We start from the raw sequence: 19,103 nt of genomic DNA, 5'->3' as shown, positions 1-19,103 counted from the left end.
GGGTCGGGGCGGGGGCCTGCTGCGCGGCCGGAGCCGGGCGTCCGCCGCCCACGGCCGCACGGACCGAGGCCGCGCCGCCGGGGCCGCCAGGACCTCCTGGGCCGCCGGGGCTGTGGTCGGCGTGCGCGGGCTGATAGGCGAAGTCCGGCACCTGCGGGGCACCAGGGGCGAAGCCCCGCCGCTCCAGCTTGTCCAGCCGGGCCTGTACGGAGCGCTCGTCGTCGTACGCCGCGGGCAGCAGCACCCGGGCGCAGATCAGCTCCAGCTGGAGCCGCGGCGACGTGGCGCCGCGCATCTCGGTCAGACCGGTGTTGACCAGATCCGCCGCACGGCTCAGCTCGGCGGCGCCGAAGACCGACGTCTGGGCCCGCATCCGCTCGATGACATCGCTCGGGGCGTCGATCAGCCCCTTGTCCACCGCGTCAGGAACCGCCGCGATGATCACGAGGTCGCGCAGCCGCTCCAGCAGGTCCGCCACGAAGCGCCGCGGATCGTGCCCGCCCTCGATGACGCGGTCGACCATCTCGAAGACCGCCGCCCCGTCACCCGAGGCGAACGCGTCCACCACCTCGTCGAGCAGCGCCGCGTCCGTATAACCGAGCAGCGCCGTCGCCATGGCGTACGTCACACCGTCGGCACCGGCACCCGCCAGCAGTTGGTCCATCACCGACATCGAGTCCCGCACCGAACCCGCGCCGGACCGCACCACCAGCGGATACACGCCGTCCTCGACCGGGATGTCCTCCCGGGCGCAGACCTCCGCGAGGTAGTCGCGCAGCGTGCCCGGTGGCACCAGGCGGAAGGGGTAGTGGTGGGTACGCGACCGGATCGTGCCGATGACCTTCTCGGGCTCGGTGGTCGCGAAGATGAACTTGAGATGCTCCGGGGGCTCCTCGACCACCTTCAGCAGGGCGTTGAAGCCCTGCGGGGTGACCATGTGCGCCTCGTCGATGATGTAGATCTTGTACCGGCTGCCCGCCGGCCCGAAGAACGCCTTCTCCCGAAGATCACGCGCATCGTCCACACCACCGTGCGACGCCGCGTCGATCTCGATCACATCGATGGACCCCGGCCCGTTCCGCGCCAGGTCCTGGCACGACTGGCACTCCCCGCACGGCGTCGGCGTCGGCCCCTGAACACAGTTCAGACACCGCGCCAGGATGCGCGCGCTCGTCGTCTTCCCGCAGCCTCGGGGCCCACTGAACAGGTACGCGTGATTGACCCGGTTGTTGCGCAGCGCCTGCTGCAACGGGTCGGTTACGTGCTCCTGCCCGATGACCTCGGCGAAGGACTCGGGACGATAGCGGCGGTACAGAGCGAGGGACACGCCTACGACGATATCGGGGCCCACCGACATCCGACGTCCCCCGGACCTCCCCCGACCGCCCCCGGGAACGCAAAGACCCCCCACGCACCCGCCAGAGCCCACCTACCCTTGCTGCCTTCCGGCCCTGGGGGAGTTCAGCGAGATAGCGCCACGTGAGGGGCTGCGCACAGCGTACCCGATCGGATCACCCACTTACGAGTTCGCGAGCACCCCTCCGCGTCTTGTAGTGTTCGTCGCGGAGGATTCGCCTAGTGGCCTAGGGCGCACGCTTGGAAAGCGTGTTGGGGGCAACCCCTCACGAGTTCGAATCTCGTATCCTCCGCACTTGCCTGAACAGGCAAAACGAGAAGCCGAGCCGCGATCGCGGCTCGGCTTCTTGGCGTGCACTGGTTGCACTTCTGGTTGCTCTTACCAGCTCTCAATGGGGACATTTCGGTGAACGGTCGGCCCTCTCGCGGCGCAATTTGGAGGTGGCCGACAAGCCGCCAACGCCTGTCAGCGGTGAACCTGCCCTCATGCGGCACCGAGGATCCCGGTGATACGCCATCCTTGAACCGGTCCCCGGGGGCTTCGGCCCCGTCACGAAGTTCCCTGGTCTGGCGAGGTGTCCCCGCATGAAGTCCCGATCAACGCTGGCGACATGGCTGGGCAGCCTCGACGGCTCTCATCTGGTTCGCGTGCTCGGGACACGGCAGGACGCCGTTTCCCCTCCGGAGCCGCGCTCGGTGGGGGAGTTGGCGGACCGGCTGCAGCGCCCGGGATCGGTGGCACTGGCTCTGCCGCGACTCGCGCTGCCGCACTTCCAGGTGGCCGAGGCGCTGGCAGCGCTGGGGGTGCCCGCATCGCGCGATGCTCTGGCGGAGCTGCTGGGAGCGGTGGACGACGAAGCCGCTCGCCAGCTGGACGACGTGCTGGAGGTGTTGGCCGATCATGCTCTGGTCTGGCCGGACGGCGCGGGGCAGCTCTGCATGGCCGGACCGCTGCGGCAGGCATGGGACGCACCCCTGGGGCTTGATGCTCCGCTGAAGGAACTGCTGGCGGGCACGACCTCCCAGGAGCTGCGCGGCATGCTGGCGGCACTGGGCGTCAAGCCACCGGGCACCAGGCCGCAGCGACTGGCCGCGCTGGTGGAGCACCACAGCGACCCGGAACGGATTGTCTCGGTGGTCGCGAAGGCCTCCGCGGCGGCGCGGAAGCTGCTCGAACGCCAGGCGGTGGCCGGGCCGGGGCAGCCCTCGCAATTCATCGTGTTCGGCGCTCCCGATCCAGGGCTTGAACCGGGCGAGCGATGGGCATCGGACCGGGGGCTCCTGATCCAGGACCGTCACCGCTACGGTCCGGCCCGTATGCCCGCCGAGGTGGCGCTCGCGCTGAGGGGGCCCGGCCGGCACGCCCCGTTCGAACCCGTTCCGCCCTACGCGCCGCTGACGCCTGTCACCCCGCAGGAGGTGGACCGCGAGGCGTCGGCCGCGGCTGCGGCGTTCACTTCCCGTGCCGTCTCGGTCCTGTCGGTCTGCTCGGCGACTGCGCCGGCCCGGCTGAAGTCCGGCGGGATCGGTGCGCGTGAACTGGCCCGGATCGGCAAGGCCGCCCAGGCCGACGACGCCGTCGTGCGCCTTACTCTCGAAACTGCGTACGCTGCCGGGCTCCTGGACCGGAACGGCGATCGCGTGGCTCCCGCCGAGGCGTACGACGCCTGGGCGGAACAGGAACCCCCGGAGCAGTTCGCCGTACTGCTTCAGGCGTGGCGGAACCTGCCGCTCACCCCCACCCAGGCGCGCGACGAGGACAACAAGGCGCTTCCCGCTCTCGCCGGAGCACCGCCCTGCAACGGCTGCGTGCAGGCCCGCCACGGGCTGTTGGCCGCAGCCGCACAGCTCCCGGCAGGGCAGGGCGCGAGGGTCACGGCGGATTTGGGACCCCTGATCGCCTGGCAACGCCCGCTCGCCGACTCGTCGCCCCAGGACGGAACGCCGTTCGCCGCCGTGATCCGTGAGGCCGAGCTCCTCGGCGTACTCGCTCGCGGCGTCGTGTCCGTCCTCGGCATCCACCTGCGGACGGACGATACGGAGGGGCTGAGCGCCGAGTGCCGGCGTTTGCTGCCCGCGGCCACCGCAGTGGCCCGGATCGGCGCCGACCTCACCGCCGTCGTCACCGGCACACCGTCCGCGCGGCTTGCCTCGCTCCTGGACTCCGTCGCCGAGCGGGAGGCCAGCGGCACGGCATCAGTGTGGCGGTTCAGCGCCGGCAGCGTCCGCCGAGCCCTGGACGCCGGCCGTATCCCCGACGACATCGCGGCCGACCTGGCCGCCATCGCCGCCGGGCCCCTGCCACAGCCCTTGTCCTACCTCATCGCCGACACCGCACGCAGCCACGGCCGCGTGCGCATCGCCCCCGCCGTCTGCGTCATCCACGGCGAGGAGCCCGCGCTCCTGGCCGAACTCGCCGCCCACCGCAAGCTCTCCAGGCTCGGCCTGCGGCAGCTCGCCCCGACGGTGCTGCTCAGCCGCAGCCCGGTCGAAGCGACCCTCACCGCCCTCCGTGCCGAGGGCTACGCCCCCGTCGCCGAGACGGCCGAGGGAACCGTACGCATCGAGAAAGCCCGGCCTCAGCGGGCCGCCACTCCCATCCCGGCCCCCCGCAGAACAGGTGGTAGGGCGGCCCTCCGGAGCGCGGCCAGTCGCGCGGCGAAGGCCCCGGCACCTGTCGACCTGAACGCCCTGGCCGCCCAGCTGCTCACCGCCCCACCGACCGCCCCGGCCCCCGACCCATTCGGCAGCGGAGTGCCCTACGGCACGGACACCGAAGAACTCGTCTCCGGGTATGCGAAGCAGCTGTCGTACAGCGATGTCCGCCAGCTCGCCCATGCCCTCGACGCCGGTACGGCCATCACGGTCGAATACGTCGCCGCCTCAGGAAGCCGCACCGTACGCACCCTCAGCCGCCTCGCTCTCGACCCGCCCTATCTCGACGCCTGGTGCCACCTGAGGGACGACGAGCGAGTCTTCACCCTCTCCCGGATCCACGGCGTCATGCCCGCGTAGACCGCGCATACGTCCGCGTACAGCACATCTCGCCATGGGCGAGATACCCCATAGGCGGCGTTACGCGCATCGAGCCGAACGAAGCCGGTCTGGCCGTCGCGCTCACCGATCCGACCGGGAGCACCGAGCGCTACGACCGGGACACCTTCGGCCGGGTCGTCGGAACGCGCGACCCGATGGGCGGCCTCACCCGCCTGGGCTGGACAGTGGAGGGCCTGCCGGCGTGGTCGGTGGCGTCCGACGGTGCCCGGGAGACCTGGACCTACGACGCGGACGGCGATCCCGCGGAGTACCGCGATCCGGCGGGTACGGTCGCGAGCACCGTCACCGCAGGCTTCGGCCTGCCGGCTTCGCGCACCGATCCCGACGGCACGGTTCACTACACGTACGACCGGGCGACGCGGCTCGTCGCCGTCTCGAATCCGGCGGGAGCGACGTGGTCGTACACGTACGACGCGGCCGGCCGACTGATCCGTGAGGTCGACTTCAACGGACGGGCGGTCGAGTACCGCTACGACGCGGCGGGGCAGTTGGTCGAACGGGTCAACGGCGCTGGCCAGAGCGTGCGTTACACCAGGGACGCCCTGGGCCGGGTGGTCGAGAGCCGTACCGACGCGGCGACCGCGTCCTTCGCCTGCGATGCCGCGAACCGCCTGCTGCGCGCGAGCAACCCGGACGCGGAACTGACATACCTCCGAGACGCCGCGGGCCGGATCCTCACCGAGACCCTGAACGGCAGCGCGATCAGCAACACTTACGACCGGTTGGGCCGTCGCACCAGGCGGAGCACACCGGCCGCACTGGGGACTGGCGGTTGTTCGAGAAATTCAGCAACCTGGCGGTGGACACCCACCCCGAGGGACTCGCCGCCGTCATCATCCCCGTGATCGCCGACGGCACGGCGCCGGCCAACTACGAGGACCTCGTCGAGATCCTCGGCGAGGTCGCCACCGACGACGCGGACCCGAATGCCGTACCCGCCCTGCATGCCCTGCTGACGGCTCGCCTGCCGACCGAGACTCCTCCGTACGCCCTCTCTCTCAAGACCCTCCAGGCACTCGGTGCGATCGGTGGCCGGCGCGCCGAGGAGATCCTGCGTGCCGTCGCCATCGGCGACCACCCCAAGGTGCTGAAGTGGGAGGCGGCCGTCGAGTTGGGCATCGAGGACGACCTCGGCTTTGACGAGGACGAGATGACGAGCTGACGAGCTGACGGGCCGTGGCTTCGGCGCAATCGGACTCGCCGGCTTCGGCGTCGGCTGTTGTGTGTGGCGTCAGTACCGCAAGGCGCTGAGGACTTCGGCGGTGACCGTACCGGTCAGGGTCCGGTTGCTCCGGGCGGTGGCGTCGGCGGTGGCGCCCGCGGCGACCTCGGGAACGTTGAGGGCACTCACGTCGACCACGGTGCCTGACTGGTTCTTGAAATTGACCAGGCCGGTGTAGCGCCTGGACTTTGCGTCGTGGTTGGTGACCTTCACCGGGACGTCCGTCCGGCCGTCGGATCCGGTCGTCAGGGGGCCGAGAGTGACGTCTGCCTTCGCGTCCAGGCCGCCCTTGACGTTCTCCAGCGCGGACGACGCGGCCGCTTGGGCGGAGGCGGCCGCGGATGCCGCCGCGCTGCTGGCGGCGGAGGCGGCGGACGACGCCCCCGACCTGACCGCGGAGGCTGCCGAGGACGCCGGGGCGCTGGCAGGGCTGTCCGACGAGCAGCCGGTCAGTCCGGCCCAACCGAGCATGACGGCCAGCGCGGCAGCGGCGCATCGGTTGATCTGACGTTTCATGGCTTCTCCCGGCTCGACGGCATTCTCCCGTCCAGCGTCGGCCAGCCCGGCCCTCCGTACGAGCAGGGCACGCGCGGCACCCGGGTGACGTCGGGGGCCGGAGGACCGGTACGGAGACTCGCGTAGCCATCGGTCGGTCAAGATCTCTTGAAGACCGTTTCGCTGATTCCGCCGATGTCATGCCCTGCCGCCGGAACGACGACGCGACGCGATGCGCGCGGTGCGCCGAGAGGTCGATGGCACAGGAGCCGATGAGAGACCGAGAAGACGTCGGCCCGGCCGGGGGCGCTCGCGCGCGGATGGTGCGGAGCCGGGTCGGCGAGGCCTGGGACTCGGCGTTGCCGGCCGAGGAGTTCGCGGCGATCAAGGGCGTCGTGGTCGGGGAGGTCTGCACGGAGGTGCGCGGCATCGTGCTTTCGCGGCGCCAGGTGGGCCTGGACGAGTGGATCGACGCCCTGGCCCAGGCGCTGGCCGACGCCGCGGCCTCGAACGCCCGCGCCCGCGAGGCCATCGAGCGCTTCCTGTCCTGACCGGCCGGAGCGGCCGGACCGGCCGGACCGGGGTGAACGAGCAAACCTCAGGTGGCGGCTTCGGCCCTCCTGAGGTGCTCCACCGCGGCTTCATCGGTGCCCTCGGAACTTCCGCCGAGTCGGTGGACCACCACCCAGCGGCCCGTCTCAGGGAACGCTCCAGCGAAGACGGAGGCGTCGCGGGTGGCGCCGTTGTGCCACTTCAGCGGGCCGGCCGACTGCCAGGACAGTGCGGGCGGGCCCAACGTCCGGTCCAGGAGCAGGCCGGTGAGCAGGTCGGCCGTGGCGCGGGGGGTGGCCCACAGTCCTCCCGCGGGCAGGATCGCTCCGGTCATCGTCCACGGCGCGCGTTCCCTCCCGAACCACCCGGTGGCGCACAGCCGCCGGTCGGCGGGCGGCCGGGCCGTCACCTCGTCCACGCCGAGCGGGTCGAGCACGTGCTCCCCCACGAGCTCTTCGTAGGGCCGGCCGGCGGCGGCGACCAGCGCCGCACCGAGGACGGCGTAGCCGAAGTTGGAGTACTCCTCCGTCTGCCCGGCGGGCCTGACGGTGAGCGAGTCGAGACGGCTCAGGAGCGCCGACAGCGCATCCTCGTCGAAGGGCGCGTAAGGGTCTCTGCGCGACAGGCCGGGCGGCAGCCGGGGCAGACCCGAGGTGTGCTCGGCCAGGTGCCGCAGGGTGATTCCGGTGCCCGCCGGCACCCGGTCGAGCCGGCGCTCCACGGGATCGTCCAGGTCGAGCAGTCCCGCGGCGGTCATGCGCGCGAGCACGGTTCCGGTCAGGACCTTGGTGAACGAACCGATCTCCACGAACCGGTCCGTGTCGTGTCCGCCGTCGGCGAAGGGCGGAGCGCTGCTGCTCAACACGCAGGTGGGTATGGGGCGCACGATCGTTGAGATCCCTTTCCTGAGGGTGGTGGGAGCCGGCACGAAGCTCCAGGATCTCGTACCTTCATCGACGAAGGCCCGCACCGCACAACGCGGTCCGGGCCCTCGTCGATCCGTCGATCCGTCAACCGGCGAATCCGTCAGGAGCGGCTCCTGGCCTCCGCCTGCTGCTGCAGGAGGCCCGCGATCCGGGCCACGTCGTTGCCGATGTCGAGGACTCCGTTGATGTCCGGGGCGGAGCCGCCGGTCATGGCGATGTAGAAGGTGTTCAGCTGTCCGTGGCCCGCGGAGAGGTAGCCGCCGAGGGTCCATGCGCCGACGGTGGCCCGCTGGTTGACGGCGTCGTAGCCGGCGAAGGTGCCGGGCTTGCCCCATACCTTGCCCTTGCCCGGGCAGGTGGGAGAGCCCTCGCAGACGGAGGTCAGTGAGCCGTCCACCCCGAGGATCGGCAGCGCCTCACGGAAGCGCTTCGCCTCCTCGGTCCCCTGCCAGTAGTGCAGGATCTCGTCCTCCACGCGCGGGGTGACCCGGTCATTGGGGTTGCCGCCGCGGCCGTCGAGCATCTGTACCTGGGTCGGGTCGATGCCGGCCTGGCGCAGGAAGCTGTTGATCACGGGGAAGCCGTCCGCGCACGCGTGGCTGCCCGTCGAGACGGCCATCAGGCAGATCGTGAGGTTCGCCCCGAGGTTGTGGCTGACCTTGAAGATCAGCTTCGTGTACTCGGCGAAGATCGGCGAGACGTACGCGGCGACGCGCTGCGTACCGTCGTAGGAACGCGGCAGCAGGCCGGACGGGTTCGGTCCGGTCGGCCGGGCGGTGACCGTGACGCCGGCCCGGGCGAGCGCCTCGATCAGTGCCGTGCGCCCGAACGCCGCCGGGTCCTGGACGGGGGAGATCCGCAGCTCCGGCTTCGCGCCGGCCGCGATCGTTCCCGACAGGCTGATGCGGGTGCCGTCCGGCGAGGCGTTGACCACGATGTTCGTCGTGCCGCCCGCCGCGACCGTCTTCACGGTCGACGTCACCTGGTAGGGCGCGACCTGGGGCCGCCAGCTGAGCTGCGCGGGGCGGCCGGGGGTCGTCGCGGTGGTCAGCAGGTCGATGACGTTGTCGTTGATGATGAGCGGGGTCGGGAGCGGGTCCAGCTGCGGGGCGGAGGCGGTGCTGAAGATCCGGGAGTCGATGGCGACGTCGCCCTGGATCTTGGTGAGGCCCGACCGGCGGACCTGATGGGCGATCATGTCCAGCCCCGCGAGAGGGTTCTCGGGCGTGAGCGTGGCGCCCGGAACATCGTTCGCGTACGTGTGGTCGATCGGGGTGTAGGCGACGGAGCCGTCCGGCTTCGTCCGGCCGCCCATGGTGAGGTCGCCCTGCGCGACCAGCGCCAGCGACCCGTTCAGGACGCTGCCGGCCCGGCGGCCGAGGGCCTGCACGGGAGTGGTGAACCGGTGCTCGCCGCCCAGCGCGTGCCAGGCACTCGACACGCTGACCAGCTTGCCCGTCGAACCGGGGATGAAGAACTGGTCCGGGTACTGCGAGTGGACGACGCGTCCGGTCGAGCCCTCGACCTCGAGCAGGCCCCACTGGGCGTGCTCATAGGCGGGCTTCTCCATGATCGCCCTGATCTCCGGGCCGAGGTCGTCGTGGTGCCCGGGTACCGGACCCGCCGCACCGAGCGTCGCGACCGTGGCCAGCACCGTGGTGACGATGCCGGCCCAGGTACGCCGGCCTCGCGGAATCGATCTCATGAACCCTCCAGTGCAGGGCCGGCGCACCAGCCAATTCTGACGGTTGATCAGTTGAGCAGCACCGGGAGGCATACCGTGCGGAGATCGGTCGTCGAACGTTCCAGCGAGCTGTTCACCCGCTTGCGCGGTGTTATTACCAGCGCGGCGTTCTTACTGGTACGGCTGTTCGTGGTCGGTCGGACAACCCCTAGGCGTCGAACGCGGTGAGCAGCAGCGCCACGTCGTCCGCGCGGTGCGTCGACAGGCGGGCGTCGGCCAGCAGCCGGTCGGCGAGGTCCTCCAGCGAGCTCTCGTCGGCGTGCGCGAGCGAGACCCGCAGCCGGTCGATACCCTCGTCGATCGGGATCCCCGGCTCCTCGACCAGCCCGTCGGTGTACAGGGCGAGCACCGAGCCCGGCGGCGGCACCAGTTCACTGATCGGGTACTCCGCCAGCGGATCGACGCCGAGCAGGGCGCCGCCCGCGAACTCCAGCACGTCGGTGTGGCCGTCGGCGTGCCGCAGCAGCGGGGGGAGGTGGCCGGCGCGCGCGATACGGGCCCGGCTCGCGGTCCTGTCCAGCTGGATCAGACAGCAGCTGGCGAGCAGGCCTGGGTCGAGCTCGGACAGCAGCCGGTTGGTGCGGACCAGCACTTCGTTCGGCTCGCAGCCACTGGTGGCGAAGGCCCGCACCGCGCTGCGGAGTTGGCCCATGGTGGCGGCGGCGGCCACGCTGTGACCCTCGACGTCGCCGATGACCAGGCAGAGTCCCTGCGCGGTGACGATCGCGTCGTACCAGTCCCCGCCGATCTCCATGCTCTGTGTCCCCGGCAGATAGCGGGCGGCGATGGCGACACCGGGCACCTCGGGCAGCCGGTGCGGCAGCAACGCGTTCTGGAGGCCGCGGGCGAGGGCGAACTCGGTGTCGTACAGCCGGGCGCGCTCCAGCGCCTGGGCGATCAGACCGCCGAGCGCGGTCAGCACGCCGCGTTCCTCGGACGTGAACGGGTGGGGCTCGTCGAAACCCAGGATGCAGCTGCCGACGGGGTGCCCGGAGGCGATCAGCGGGAGGAAGGCCCAGGCGCACATCTCGTCCAGCGGTATCCCGGGGTAGGCGCCGGACAGCTCGTCGACGGACGCGAAGAAGATCGGCGCACCGGTGCTCAGCGTCTCCACCCCGGGCAGCCGGGCCCCCATCGGCGTGCCCTCGAAACGGTCCAGGAACGCCTCGGGGTAACCCTCCTGGTGGGCGAGGTTCAGCCGGTTCCCCGCGACGACGTAGATCGCCAGTTCCTGGCCGCCGAAGGCCGGCAGTATCTGCTCCGCGACGGCCGTGCACACCTCACGGACCGTGACGGCCTGGGTCAGCGTGCTGGCCAGTTCCAGCAGGCGGTAGATGGCCCCGACGCCGGCGCGCCGTGCGGGGGTCGACGGCCCGAACGCCGAGGCCGGGGTCTTCGCGTCCTCGGTCGGCTGCGGCGCCGGACCGTCGTGCTCGGGGGGCCCGCTCGCCGGGACGACGGTGCCGGTGACCCCGTGCGCGTCGGGGTAGAAGGCGAAGGCCAGCCACCGGTCGGGCGGGCGGCAGGCGAGATACGCGGTGGACTGGCGGGAGATCATCGCGGCTCGGTGGCTGTCCTCGTACGCGGGGTCGGAGAGCCAGCTGAGGCAGTCCCACAGCTGCCGCCCGAGCATTTCCTCGCGGTGGGCGCCCAGCAGCAGCTCGGCGCCGAGGTTGGCGTAGGTGATCCGGCCGTCCGGGTCGAGCGAGAGAATGCCCTGCCGCAACCGCTCCACGGCCTCGGCGGCGGCGACGCCGGTCCCGGTGTCGAGGACGGTGCCGAACAGATGATCAGCGTCCTGACCAGCAGCGGTCCCGGAGGTCCTGCCCCGTACCTCGATGGTCCGCGACCGGTTCGGCCCGGCCGTCACCCGCAGTCGCGTGGCGAGCACCCGGCCGTCCAGCAGCGCGCTGCGGGCGGCGGAACAGAATCCCGGCAGGTCCTCCGGGTGGATCCGGGCGGCCAGAGTCTCGGCCCGGCCGTCGAACTGGTCGGAGGCCCAGTCGAAGATCGCGCACAGCTCGTCGTCGGCGGCGACGGTGCCGGTGGTGAGGTCCCAGTCGAACAACCCCAGCCGGATCGCCGTACCCGACGCGGTGGGCAGCTCGATCACCGCCGTGTCGCCCCCGCCCTCCACCCGGTCCCCCCGGGCGGTCAGCTCCGCCAGCAGGGCCCCCAGCCGGTTGGCCGCGGACCGCAGGTGGCGGCGGGCGCCAGGCGGCAACCCGACGGACGAGGGCGTCCACAGCCCGCACAGCACCCCGAAGCTCTCCTGACCTGCGACGATCGGCGCGCAGACGGAGGCGAACGAGTACGGCAGGCCCACCAGCAGCTGCGGGAAGCGCCGCAGCGTCTCCTCCGTCCCCGACAGGCACACACTGCGGCCGGTGCGATAGGCCATCGGGGCGGGCAGCGGGCTGCGCACGGAGATCCGGCGGAACGACCCCAGCGCCGACACGGGGACGCCGGCGACGGTGCTCAGCACGAGCGAGCGCCGGTCACGGGAGCGCAGGTACACCATGCCGCAGTAGGCGTCGGTGTCCCTGAGCACCTTGCGCACGGCAGCGGCGAGCAGCTCGTCCCGCTCCTCGGTCTCCACGGGCGGGAGGGCAGGGGCAGCGCCGCCCACAGTGGCCTGTGATGTCGGTGCGGTCGGTGCGGTCTGCGGGGCCTGTGGTGGGTCGGGCCCGCGCCGAAAACGGCGGACACCATCGGGACCGATCCCGGTGCGCGTCGCCTCGGTACTGCCGGTCACTTGCGTCCCTCGCGGGTCCGCCGGCACACCCTGGCGCATCTCTTCTCTGTACGCCCGCCCTCCAGGGGTGTCAAGGCGAACCAGGAGTGGCGGGGCCATCTTCCGTCACCGAGCGTTACCGGATCCTGGCCCCGACCGATGAGCGGTCGGGGCGGAAGACATCGCCCGTCACAGGGCCCTGAGGCGGGCAGTCGGCCGTGTACCGCCGACGCCGGCGACGCGCTCCTCATGCGTCAGGGTTCGGTGCCACGTGCTTCGTGGGGATGCGCTGTTCGGACCAGATGATCTTTCCGGCGCTGGTGTAGCGGGTGCCCCAGTGTTCGGCCAGTTGGGCGACGAGGAACAAGCCGCGGCCGCCTTCGTCCGTGGTGGCCGCGTAGCGGAGGTGGGGGGAGGTGCTGCTGGTGTCGGTGACCTCGCAGATCAGGCTGCGGTCCAGCAGCAGGCGGACGGTGATCGGGCCTGCGGCGTGGCGGATGGCGTTGGTGATCAGCTCACTGAGGATCAGCTCCGTGGTGAAGGCCAGTTCGTCCAGTCCCCACTGCTCCAACTGCCGCTCGGCGGCGGCCCGTACGGCGGAGACGGCGGAGGGTTCCGACGGTACGGACCAGCGGGCGATCCGGTCCTCCGGCAGCGCGCGGGCCCGGGCGACGAGGAGGGCGACGTCGTCCTTCGGTTCCGCGGGGAGCAGGGCGTCGAGCACCGCGTCGCAGGTCTGCTCCGGGTCGCGGTCGGCGCCAGCAAGGGCGGTGCGGAGGAGGTCGAGCCCGACGTCGATGTCCCGGCTGCGGTCCTCGACCAGGCCGTCCGTGTAGAGGACCAGCTTGCTGCCCTCGGGCAGTTCGTGTTCCACCGCTTCGAAGGGCAGGCCGCCCAGGCCCAGCGGCGGACCGGCCGGCACGTCGAGGTACTCCACCGATCCGTCGGGATGGACGAGCGCGGGCGGGAGATGGCCGGCGCGGGCCAGCTCGCAGCGCCGCGAGACCGGGTCGTAGATCGCGTACAGGCAGGTCGCGCCGGCGGCGGGGGTGCCGGTGCCCGGGGCAACGTCGTCCTTGTCCATCCGGCTCACGAGGTCGTCGAGGTGCGCCAGCAGATCGTCGGGCGGCAGGTCCAGCATCGAGAAGTTGTGCACCGCCGTCCGCAGCCGGCCCATGGTGGCGGCGGCGTGCATGCCGTGCCCGACGATGTCCCCGACGACCAGCGCGACGCGGGCGCCCGGCAGCGGGATGACGTCGAACCAGTCGCCGCCGACTCCCGCCCGCGCGGGCAGATAGCGGGTGGCGACGTCGAGAGCGTCCTGCTCGGGCAGTCCGTGCGGCAGCAGGCTCTGCTGGAGGGTGACGGCCATCGCCTGGTTGCCGGTGACGGCCGAGTCGATCTGCTCCTGGGTCGTGTACTTCGTGTCGAAGAACCCGGTGTTCCGGCCGACGCGCAGCACCGCCACCCGGTCCGTGACCGCACGGACCTCCTCCATCTCATGGCTGACCAGGAGCACCCCGAGCCGCTGGTCCCGCAGCCGCTGGACCAGTGCGAGGACCACGGCGGCCTGTTGGGGGCCCAGCGCGGCGGTGGGCTCGTCCAGGATGACGAGTTCCGGCTCCCCGAGCAGCGCCCGCGCGATGGCGACGCCCTGCCGCTGCGCGGCGGAGAGCGAGGCGACCGGGACGCGCAGGCTCGGGATCCGGACGGACAGCACGTTGAGCAGCGCACGGGAGCGCTTCTCCATCTCGACCTCGTCGAGCCTGCCGAACCGGCGGACCTCGCGGCCGAGGAAGAGATTGGCGACGGTGTCGAGGTTGTCGCAGAGCGACAGGTCCTGGTGGACGGCGACGATGCCCAGCTTCTGCGCGTCGAGCGGCGTCCGGAGGTCGACCGGCCGGCCCTTCCACTCGATCACCCCGCTGTCCGGCGGGGACACCCCTGCGATGACCTTGACCAGGGTGGACTTACCCGCCCCGTTGGCGCCGACCAGACCGATCGCCTCGCCCTCGCCGATCTCGAGGTCGACCCCGCTCAGAGCTTGTACGGCGCCGAACCGTTTGGAGATTCCGCGCACGGCCAGCAGGGGGGTGTCTCGCACCAAAACTGCCTCCTACCCCGGGCCGGCCGGACTCGGGGACAAATATGCCCGGCGGACTCCGTCAGTGCACCGCGACGCCCTCGGGCGTTCGGATTCGCGATCGTAGAGGACATCGGCACGGATCGTCCCCATCTGGATGATCCTGAGGCCGAACAGATAAAAGCCCCGACCGGGAATCCGGTCGGGGCCCTCTATGAGCAACGGCCGCGGCCGTTGCTACAGGTACGGCTCAGTGAAGTTGACGATGGCTCACCTCTTGGTGGTCGGCACCGACGAAGGGGTTCCGGCGAGTCGGCAGGTGTTCGTCAGCCGGCCCAGCGGCCGGAGGTGAAGGCCACCACGAGGACGGTCATCAGGGGGGCGGACAGGCAGACGTAGGCGGTACGGATCCAGGGGCGGTGGAGGGCCCAGCGGGCGAGACCGGTCCACAGGGGCCACCACAGGAGGGTGGCGCGGGGGATGGACATGTACCAGTACGAGGTGCCGAGTGCCCAGAGGGTGAGGGCGATGTAGGCGGCCTCCGGCCACCGGCGGCGTTGCAGGAGGCGGGCGAGGAGGAGCAGGCCGACCACCATGGCGACGAGTTCGGCCCGGAACATGAAGGCGTAGCCGGTGGTCTGGGCGTGGGAGAAGGCCGAGTCCCAGGTGTTCTGCCAGGCCTCCCACGGGGTGTGGAACTGCCGGAACCAGCCGCGTTCCTGGGCGTGCTTCCAGGCCATCCAGTCGCCGGTCCTGGTGTGCAGGTACCAGGTGTAGGCGAAGGCGGGCAACGCGGGAAGGGCCAGCCAGGGGAGGGCGCGCAGGCGGTCGCGGAGGCCGGTGGCGGTCAGGAATTCTACGGCCAGGGCGGCCGCGAGGAACAGTCCGCTGATACGGACGGTGGTGGCGCAGCAGGCCAGGACCGCCGCCAGCGGCCAGCGGCCCTTCTTCGCGGCCAGCCAGGCGGGCAGCGCGAGGGCCAGGAAGAGGGCTTCGGTGTAGCCGACGGCCAGGAACACCGCGCAGGGCGACAGCAGGAGGAAGAACACCGCGTGCTCCCCCGGGTCGCCTTCGCCGGTTTCCGTGTTCTTCGCGGCGAGGTGGAGGCGGGCTATTCGGGCGAGGGCCAGGACCGCGACAGCCCCGGCGACGAGCGAGATCAGCAGGCCCGCCACCGTCCAGCTGGGCACGACGGTGTGCACGGCGCGGAGCAGCAGGGGAAGGCCGGGGAAGAACGCCTCGCGGTTGTCGGGAGGGGCGGAGGCGGACCCGTCGGGGCTGCCGAAGTAGCCGTACTGGGCGATGCGGACGAAGTACGACCAGTCCCACTGCTCCCACCGCGAGAGCAGCGGCGGTGCATCCTTTGCCCGGCCGTCCCCGGTGAACAGCCAGCCGGTGCAGTAGGCGGTGATCCAGATCCCGGCCCGGGTGAGCAGATAGAGCGCGAGCACCTTCCGGTCGTTGGCGCTGACCGAGGCGAGCAGCCGGTGTACGGCCGAACGCGCCGGTGCCGGTGCCGGTGGACGGTGCTCACGTGGGCGGCCGCTCTGGCCCCGCCTGGGGGAGGGCAGCAGCTGGTGCGGCCCCGCTTCGGCCTCGGCCTCGGCCTCCCGCGTCCGCGGGGCTGGTACGACGGACATGTTCGGCTCCGGACGGTGAGGTGGGAGGGCGGGGGCGGGCGTTTTGGGCATGCGGGATCGCCCGGCGGCGCGACCGGTTCGTTCAGGAGGTGGTGCGGGAGGTGGCGGAGATCAGCCGGGCGGAGATCAGCCGGGCGGCGAGGTGGTCCGCAGCGTCGACTGCGTCGTGCTGCCCGGCGGCGGGACCGAGGTGGCCGTACCGGCGGGCGGCCCGCCCGGCCCGTAGGTCGCCATGCCGTGGGAGTCCGTGCCGTGTGTCGTCCCGGTCGCGGTCGGCGAGTCGCTGGGCTGCCCGGACCTCGACTGCGTCGGCAGCGGTTGTGGCGGGGTCGGTGATGCACCGTCCGGGTACGAAACGGAGGGCGATGTCGCGGGAGCGACCGTTCCGCCGCCGAACGGCAGGACGGCTGCCGCCGCGATGCCCGTACCGCCGACCATCAGGCAGGCGGCGAGCGCGTACGCGGCCGTCCGGCGGCGCCGGACCCGGTCGCCGCGCGCCATGATCACGGCCACGGGGACGGGGGCCGCCGCGGTCTGCCCGGCAGCGGCGGCGTTCTTGAGCGCGCTCGTCACCGCGTCCTCCGGCGCATTCGGACCGTGCGGGTCGTGCCGGTCACGGGGGTCGTGGGGGTCGTGGAGCTCAGGCACCGGGAGCCTCCTCGGCGTGCGAATCGTGCGAACGATGCGAAGCGTTCGGATCGCCAGGACCGCCCGGACCGCCCGGATCACCGGAACCGCCGGAATCACCGGAACCGCCCCGGCCGCCCGGATCGGCCGGATCCGTCAGGCGGTCGGCGAGCGCCGCCCGGCCCCGGTGCAGATGCGTCTTGACGGTGCCGCTGGAGACTCCGGTCTCGGCCGCGATCTGGTCCACGGACAGATCGCAGACGTAGTGCAGGACCACCGTGCGCCGCTGCCGCGGCGACAGTTCGCGCAGCGCCGACACCAGGGCCACCGGCTCGGGACCTGGTCCCTCGACGGACGGCGTGCCGCCGTGCCGCTGCCAGGCGTCGTCGGAGCGCCGGCGGCCGCGCCACCGGCTCACCGCGAGCCGCCAGGCGACCGTACGGATCCAGGCCTCCGGAGCCCCGTTGCGGTCCAGCTGCCGCCGCCGGCTCCAGCCGCGGACGAAGGCCTCCTGTACGACGTCCTGCGCCTCGTGCAGGTCACCGAGCATCACATAGAGCTGACCCGTGAGGCGTCCCACCGCATGCGCGTAGAACTCCTCGAACTCCTCGACGGTCAACACTCACTCCAGATTCTCCGCGGACTCACCAGGCATACGCCTGGGCCCCCGCGTCCGGTTGACAGTGAACGCCGAAAAGTTTTTCCGGGGAGCCAAAGTTCTTCCGGGGAGCCAGGAAGGGCGGGATGCAGCGGACTCCTGGGGCCCCGACTGGGGCTCCGGCTGGGGCGCCGGCTGGGGCGCCGGCACCCGTCCGACCGGAGCCCCGATGATGTCAGCGCTTGCGCGTGCCGAAGAGCGAGCGGCTGATCTCGCGGCCGATCTGGGTGCCCAGCGAGCGCGTCAGTGATGTGAAGACACCGCTGCCGACGACCTGCTCCACGACGCTCTTCTCCCCCTCGGCCGCTTTCCCCGCGGCTTTCCCGCCCGCCTTTCCAGCGGACTTCGCGGGCGCCTCGGCGGCTTGCCGGCCGGCCGCCGGGGCCATCGCGGCGTCGGCGGCCGCGTTCAGCTTCTCGTAGGCCGATTCGCGGTCGACGGCCTGCGCGTAGCGGGCGTGGAGCGGCGACGACTTGACGGCCGTGTCCATCGTGGCCGCGTCGATGGGTCCCATCAGGGACTGCGGAGCCCGCAGCCGGGTGGCGGCGACCGGGGTCGGCGCGCCCTTCTCGCTGAGGACGGTGACGACGGCCTCGCCGGTGCCCAGCGCGGTCAGCAGCTCGCCCAGGTCGTAGGCGGAGTTGGGGAACGTCGAGACGGTCGCCTTCAGGGCCTTGGCGTCCTCGGGGGTGAAGGCGCGCAGGGCGTGCTGGACGCGGTTGCCGAGCTGGGCGAGGACGTCGGAGGGCACGTCCTTCGGGGTCTGGGTGACGAAGAAGATGCCGACGCCCTTGGAGCGGATCAGCCGCACCGTCCGGGTGATGGCGTCGAGGAACGCCTTCGACGCGCCGTTGAAGAGCAGATGGGCCTCGTCGAAGAAGAAGACCAGCTTGGGCCGGTCGGTGTCGCCGACCTCCGGGAGGTCCTGGAAGAGGTCCGCGAGCAGCCACATCAGGAAGGTGGAGAAGAGCTGCGGCTGGTCCTGGACGGCGGGCAGTTCCAGCACCGACACCATCCCGCGCCCGTCCGGCGCGGTCCGCAGCAGTTCGCTGGTGTCGAACTCGGGCTCGCCGAAGAACGGCTCGGCGCCCTGCGCCTCGAACGCCGTCAGGGTCCGCATGAGGACACCGGCGGTGGCGGACGAGATGCCGCCGATGTTCTTGAGCTCGCCCTTGCCGACGTCGGAGGTGAGGAAGGCGATGACGGCCCGCAGGTCCTTGAGGTCGATCAGCTCCAGGCCCTTGGTGTCGGCGTAGTGGAAGATCAGGCCGAGCGACTGCTCCTGCGTCTGGTTCAGCCCGAGCACCTTCGACATCAGGATCGGGCCGAAGCCGGTGACCGTCGCCCGCAGCGGGATACCGGCGCCGATGCCGCCGAGCGCGTAGAACTCGGCGGGGAAGCAGGATGCCGCCCAGCTCTGGCCGACCTCGGCGGTGCGCTGCGCGACCTTGTCGTTCGGCTGACCGGGGGCGGAGATCCCGGAGACATCGCCCTTGACGTCGGCGAGGAACACCGGCACCCCGTTGGCCGACAGCTGTTCGGCGATCAGCTGCAGCGTCTTGGTCTTGCCGGTGCCGGTGGCGCCCGCGACGAGGCCGTGCCGGTTGAGCATGCCGAGCGGGATGCGGATCTGGGCGTCGGCGTGGCAGGTGCCGTCCCACAGCAGCGCGCCCAGGTCGAGCGCCGGCCCGGTGAAGGTGTAGCCGGCCAGGATCGTCGCGGCGGGGCCCGGCAGATCCGCCGCGGGGCCGGGCCGGTCGGTGGACGGGACGGCGGACGCCCCGGCGGACGGGACGGATGGCGCATCGGGAGACGTACCGGACGGCGCATCGGCGGACTGCGCGGGGGACGCGCCGACAGGCGAATCCGCGGGCGGATCGGCCGGAAGTGCCGCCTGGGCTTGCGGATCGGTCATGACAGGCTCCCGCTAGGTCCGGCTATCGACGTAAATACCACCTTTGCACTCCTCCGCCACTGCTGCGCCCGCACGGGCTCGCCCGGTAGGCTTT

13 protein-coding genes, 1 tRNA gene, 1 other RNA gene and 2 pseudogenes are annotated in these 19,103 nt (G+C 71.7%); 5 read left to right on the top strand and 12 right to left on the bottom strand.

Annotated elements, in window-relative coordinates; genetic code table 11:
- Both G3I60_RS36570 and ffs read right to left on the bottom strand, forming a co-directional pair.
- A partial coding sequence (locus G3I60_RS36570; protein WP_343241996.1) for a DNA polymerase III subunit gamma and tau occupies positions 1-1,327 on the bottom strand: 1,327 nt, incomplete at its 3' end.
- 71 nt (positions 1,328-1,398) lie between these two features.
- An RNA gene (ffs, locus tag G3I60_RS36565) (signal recognition particle sRNA small type) lies at positions 1,399-1,489 on the bottom strand.
- A 75-nt stretch (positions 1,490-1,564) separates the two neighbouring features.
- Between ffs and G3I60_RS36560 the strand changes: the two genes are divergently transcribed.
- The 4 genes from G3I60_RS36560 (at position 1,565) to G3I60_RS36545 (ending at position 5,575) form a co-directional block, all read left to right on the top strand.
- Positions 1,565-1,649 (top strand) — tRNA-Ser (locus G3I60_RS36560).
- A gap of 292 nt (positions 1,650-1,941) precedes the next feature.
- Entirely contained in the window at positions 1,942-4,371 is a 2,430-nt protein-coding gene (locus G3I60_RS36555) for a helicase-associated domain-containing protein (protein ID WP_164294792.1), read from the top strand.
- Positions 4,305-5,258, top strand: coding sequence for an RHS repeat protein (locus G3I60_RS36550; RefSeq protein WP_164294793.1), 954 nt, complete (start codon positions 4,305-4,307; stop codon positions 5,256-5,258). Before G3I60_RS36555 ends, G3I60_RS36550 begins: the two co-directional genes overlap by 67 nt.
- The gene (locus tag G3I60_RS36545; RefSeq protein ID WP_164294794.1) at positions 5,213-5,575 is read left to right on the top strand and encodes a hypothetical protein; all 363 of its coding nucleotides are present in this window, start codon (positions 5,213-5,215) and stop codon (positions 5,573-5,575) included. Before G3I60_RS36550 ends, G3I60_RS36545 begins: the two co-directional genes overlap by 46 nt.
- A 69-nt stretch (positions 5,576-5,644) precedes the next feature.
- On the opposite strand, the gene G3I60_RS36540 is transcribed toward G3I60_RS36545, so the two are convergent.
- The gene (locus tag G3I60_RS36540) at positions 5,645-6,151 is read right to left on the bottom strand and encodes a hypothetical protein (RefSeq protein ID WP_164294795.1); all 507 of its coding nucleotides are present in this window, start codon (positions 6,149-6,151) and stop codon (positions 5,645-5,647) included.
- A gap of 251 nt (positions 6,152-6,402) precedes the next feature.
- On the opposite strand from G3I60_RS36540, the gene G3I60_RS36535 reads away from it, so the two are divergent.
- Positions 6,403-6,681, top strand: a complete 279-nt coding sequence (locus G3I60_RS36535) for a hypothetical protein (protein ID WP_164294796.1) — start codon at positions 6,403-6,405, stop codon at positions 6,679-6,681.
- A 47-nt stretch (positions 6,682-6,728) separates the two neighbouring features.
- Here G3I60_RS36535 and G3I60_RS36530 read toward each other — a convergent pair whose 3' ends face one another.
- The 9 genes and pseudogenes from G3I60_RS36530 to G3I60_RS36495 all read right to left on the bottom strand — a co-directional run bounded on the left by G3I60_RS36530 (position 6,729) and on the right by G3I60_RS36495 (position 19,009).
- On the bottom strand, positions 6,729-7,568 hold the full coding sequence (locus tag G3I60_RS36530; protein WP_164294797.1) for a serine hydrolase domain-containing protein: 840 nt from the start codon (positions 7,566-7,568) through the stop codon (positions 6,729-6,731).
- A gap of 140 nt (positions 7,569-7,708) precedes the next feature.
- On the bottom strand, positions 7,709-9,313 hold the full coding sequence (dacB, locus tag G3I60_RS36525) for a D-alanyl-D-alanine carboxypeptidase/D-alanyl-D-alanine-endopeptidase (RefSeq protein WP_164294798.1): 1,605 nt from the start codon (positions 9,311-9,313) through the stop codon (positions 7,709-7,711).
- Positions 9,314-9,500: 187 nt separating this feature from the next.
- The gene (locus G3I60_RS36520) at positions 9,501-11,951 is read right to left on the bottom strand and encodes a SpoIIE family protein phosphatase (RefSeq protein WP_343241232.1); all 2,451 of its coding nucleotides are present in this window, start codon (positions 11,949-11,951) and stop codon (positions 9,501-9,503) included.
- A gap of 382 nt (positions 11,952-12,333) precedes the next feature.
- Positions 12,334-13,458: pseudogene (locus tag G3I60_RS45970) on the bottom strand (SpoIIE family protein phosphatase); the annotation flags it as partial.
- Positions 13,459-13,686: 228 nt separating this feature from the next.
- Positions 13,687-14,166: pseudogene (locus tag G3I60_RS45965) on the bottom strand (ATP-binding cassette domain-containing protein); the annotation flags it as partial.
- Positions 14,167-14,495: 329 nt separating this feature from the next.
- Positions 14,496-15,809, bottom strand: a complete 1,314-nt coding sequence (locus G3I60_RS36510) for a mannosyltransferase family protein (protein ID WP_164294801.1) — start codon at positions 15,807-15,809, stop codon at positions 14,496-14,498.
- Positions 15,810-15,935: 126 nt separating this feature from the next.
- A complete protein-coding gene (locus tag G3I60_RS36505; RefSeq protein ID WP_164294802.1) occupies positions 15,936-16,457 on the bottom strand; it encodes a hypothetical protein in 522 nt (173 codons plus the stop codon).
- Positions 16,450-17,055: a SigE family RNA polymerase sigma factor gene (locus G3I60_RS36500; protein ID WP_164294803.1), complete on the bottom strand. Its 606-nt coding sequence runs from the start codon at positions 17,053-17,055 to the stop codon at positions 16,450-16,452. The genes G3I60_RS36505 and G3I60_RS36500 overlap by 8 nt, the downstream gene beginning before the upstream one ends.
- Positions 17,056-17,269: 214 nt before the next feature.
- The gene (locus G3I60_RS36495; protein ID WP_239070703.1) at positions 17,270-19,009 is read right to left on the bottom strand and encodes a helicase HerA-like domain-containing protein; all 1,740 of its coding nucleotides are present in this window, start codon (positions 19,007-19,009) and stop codon (positions 17,270-17,272) included.
- Positions 19,010-19,103 lie beyond the last annotated feature (94 nt).

The sequence above is a fragment of the Streptomyces sp. SID13666 genome, from assembly GCF_010548325.1.
GTDB lineage: Bacteria > Actinomycetota > Actinomycetes > Streptomycetales > Streptomycetaceae > Actinacidiphila > Actinacidiphila fildesensis.
Note: the sequence above shows the minus strand (reverse complement) of the source record. Positions and strands in the feature narration are given on the sequence as shown.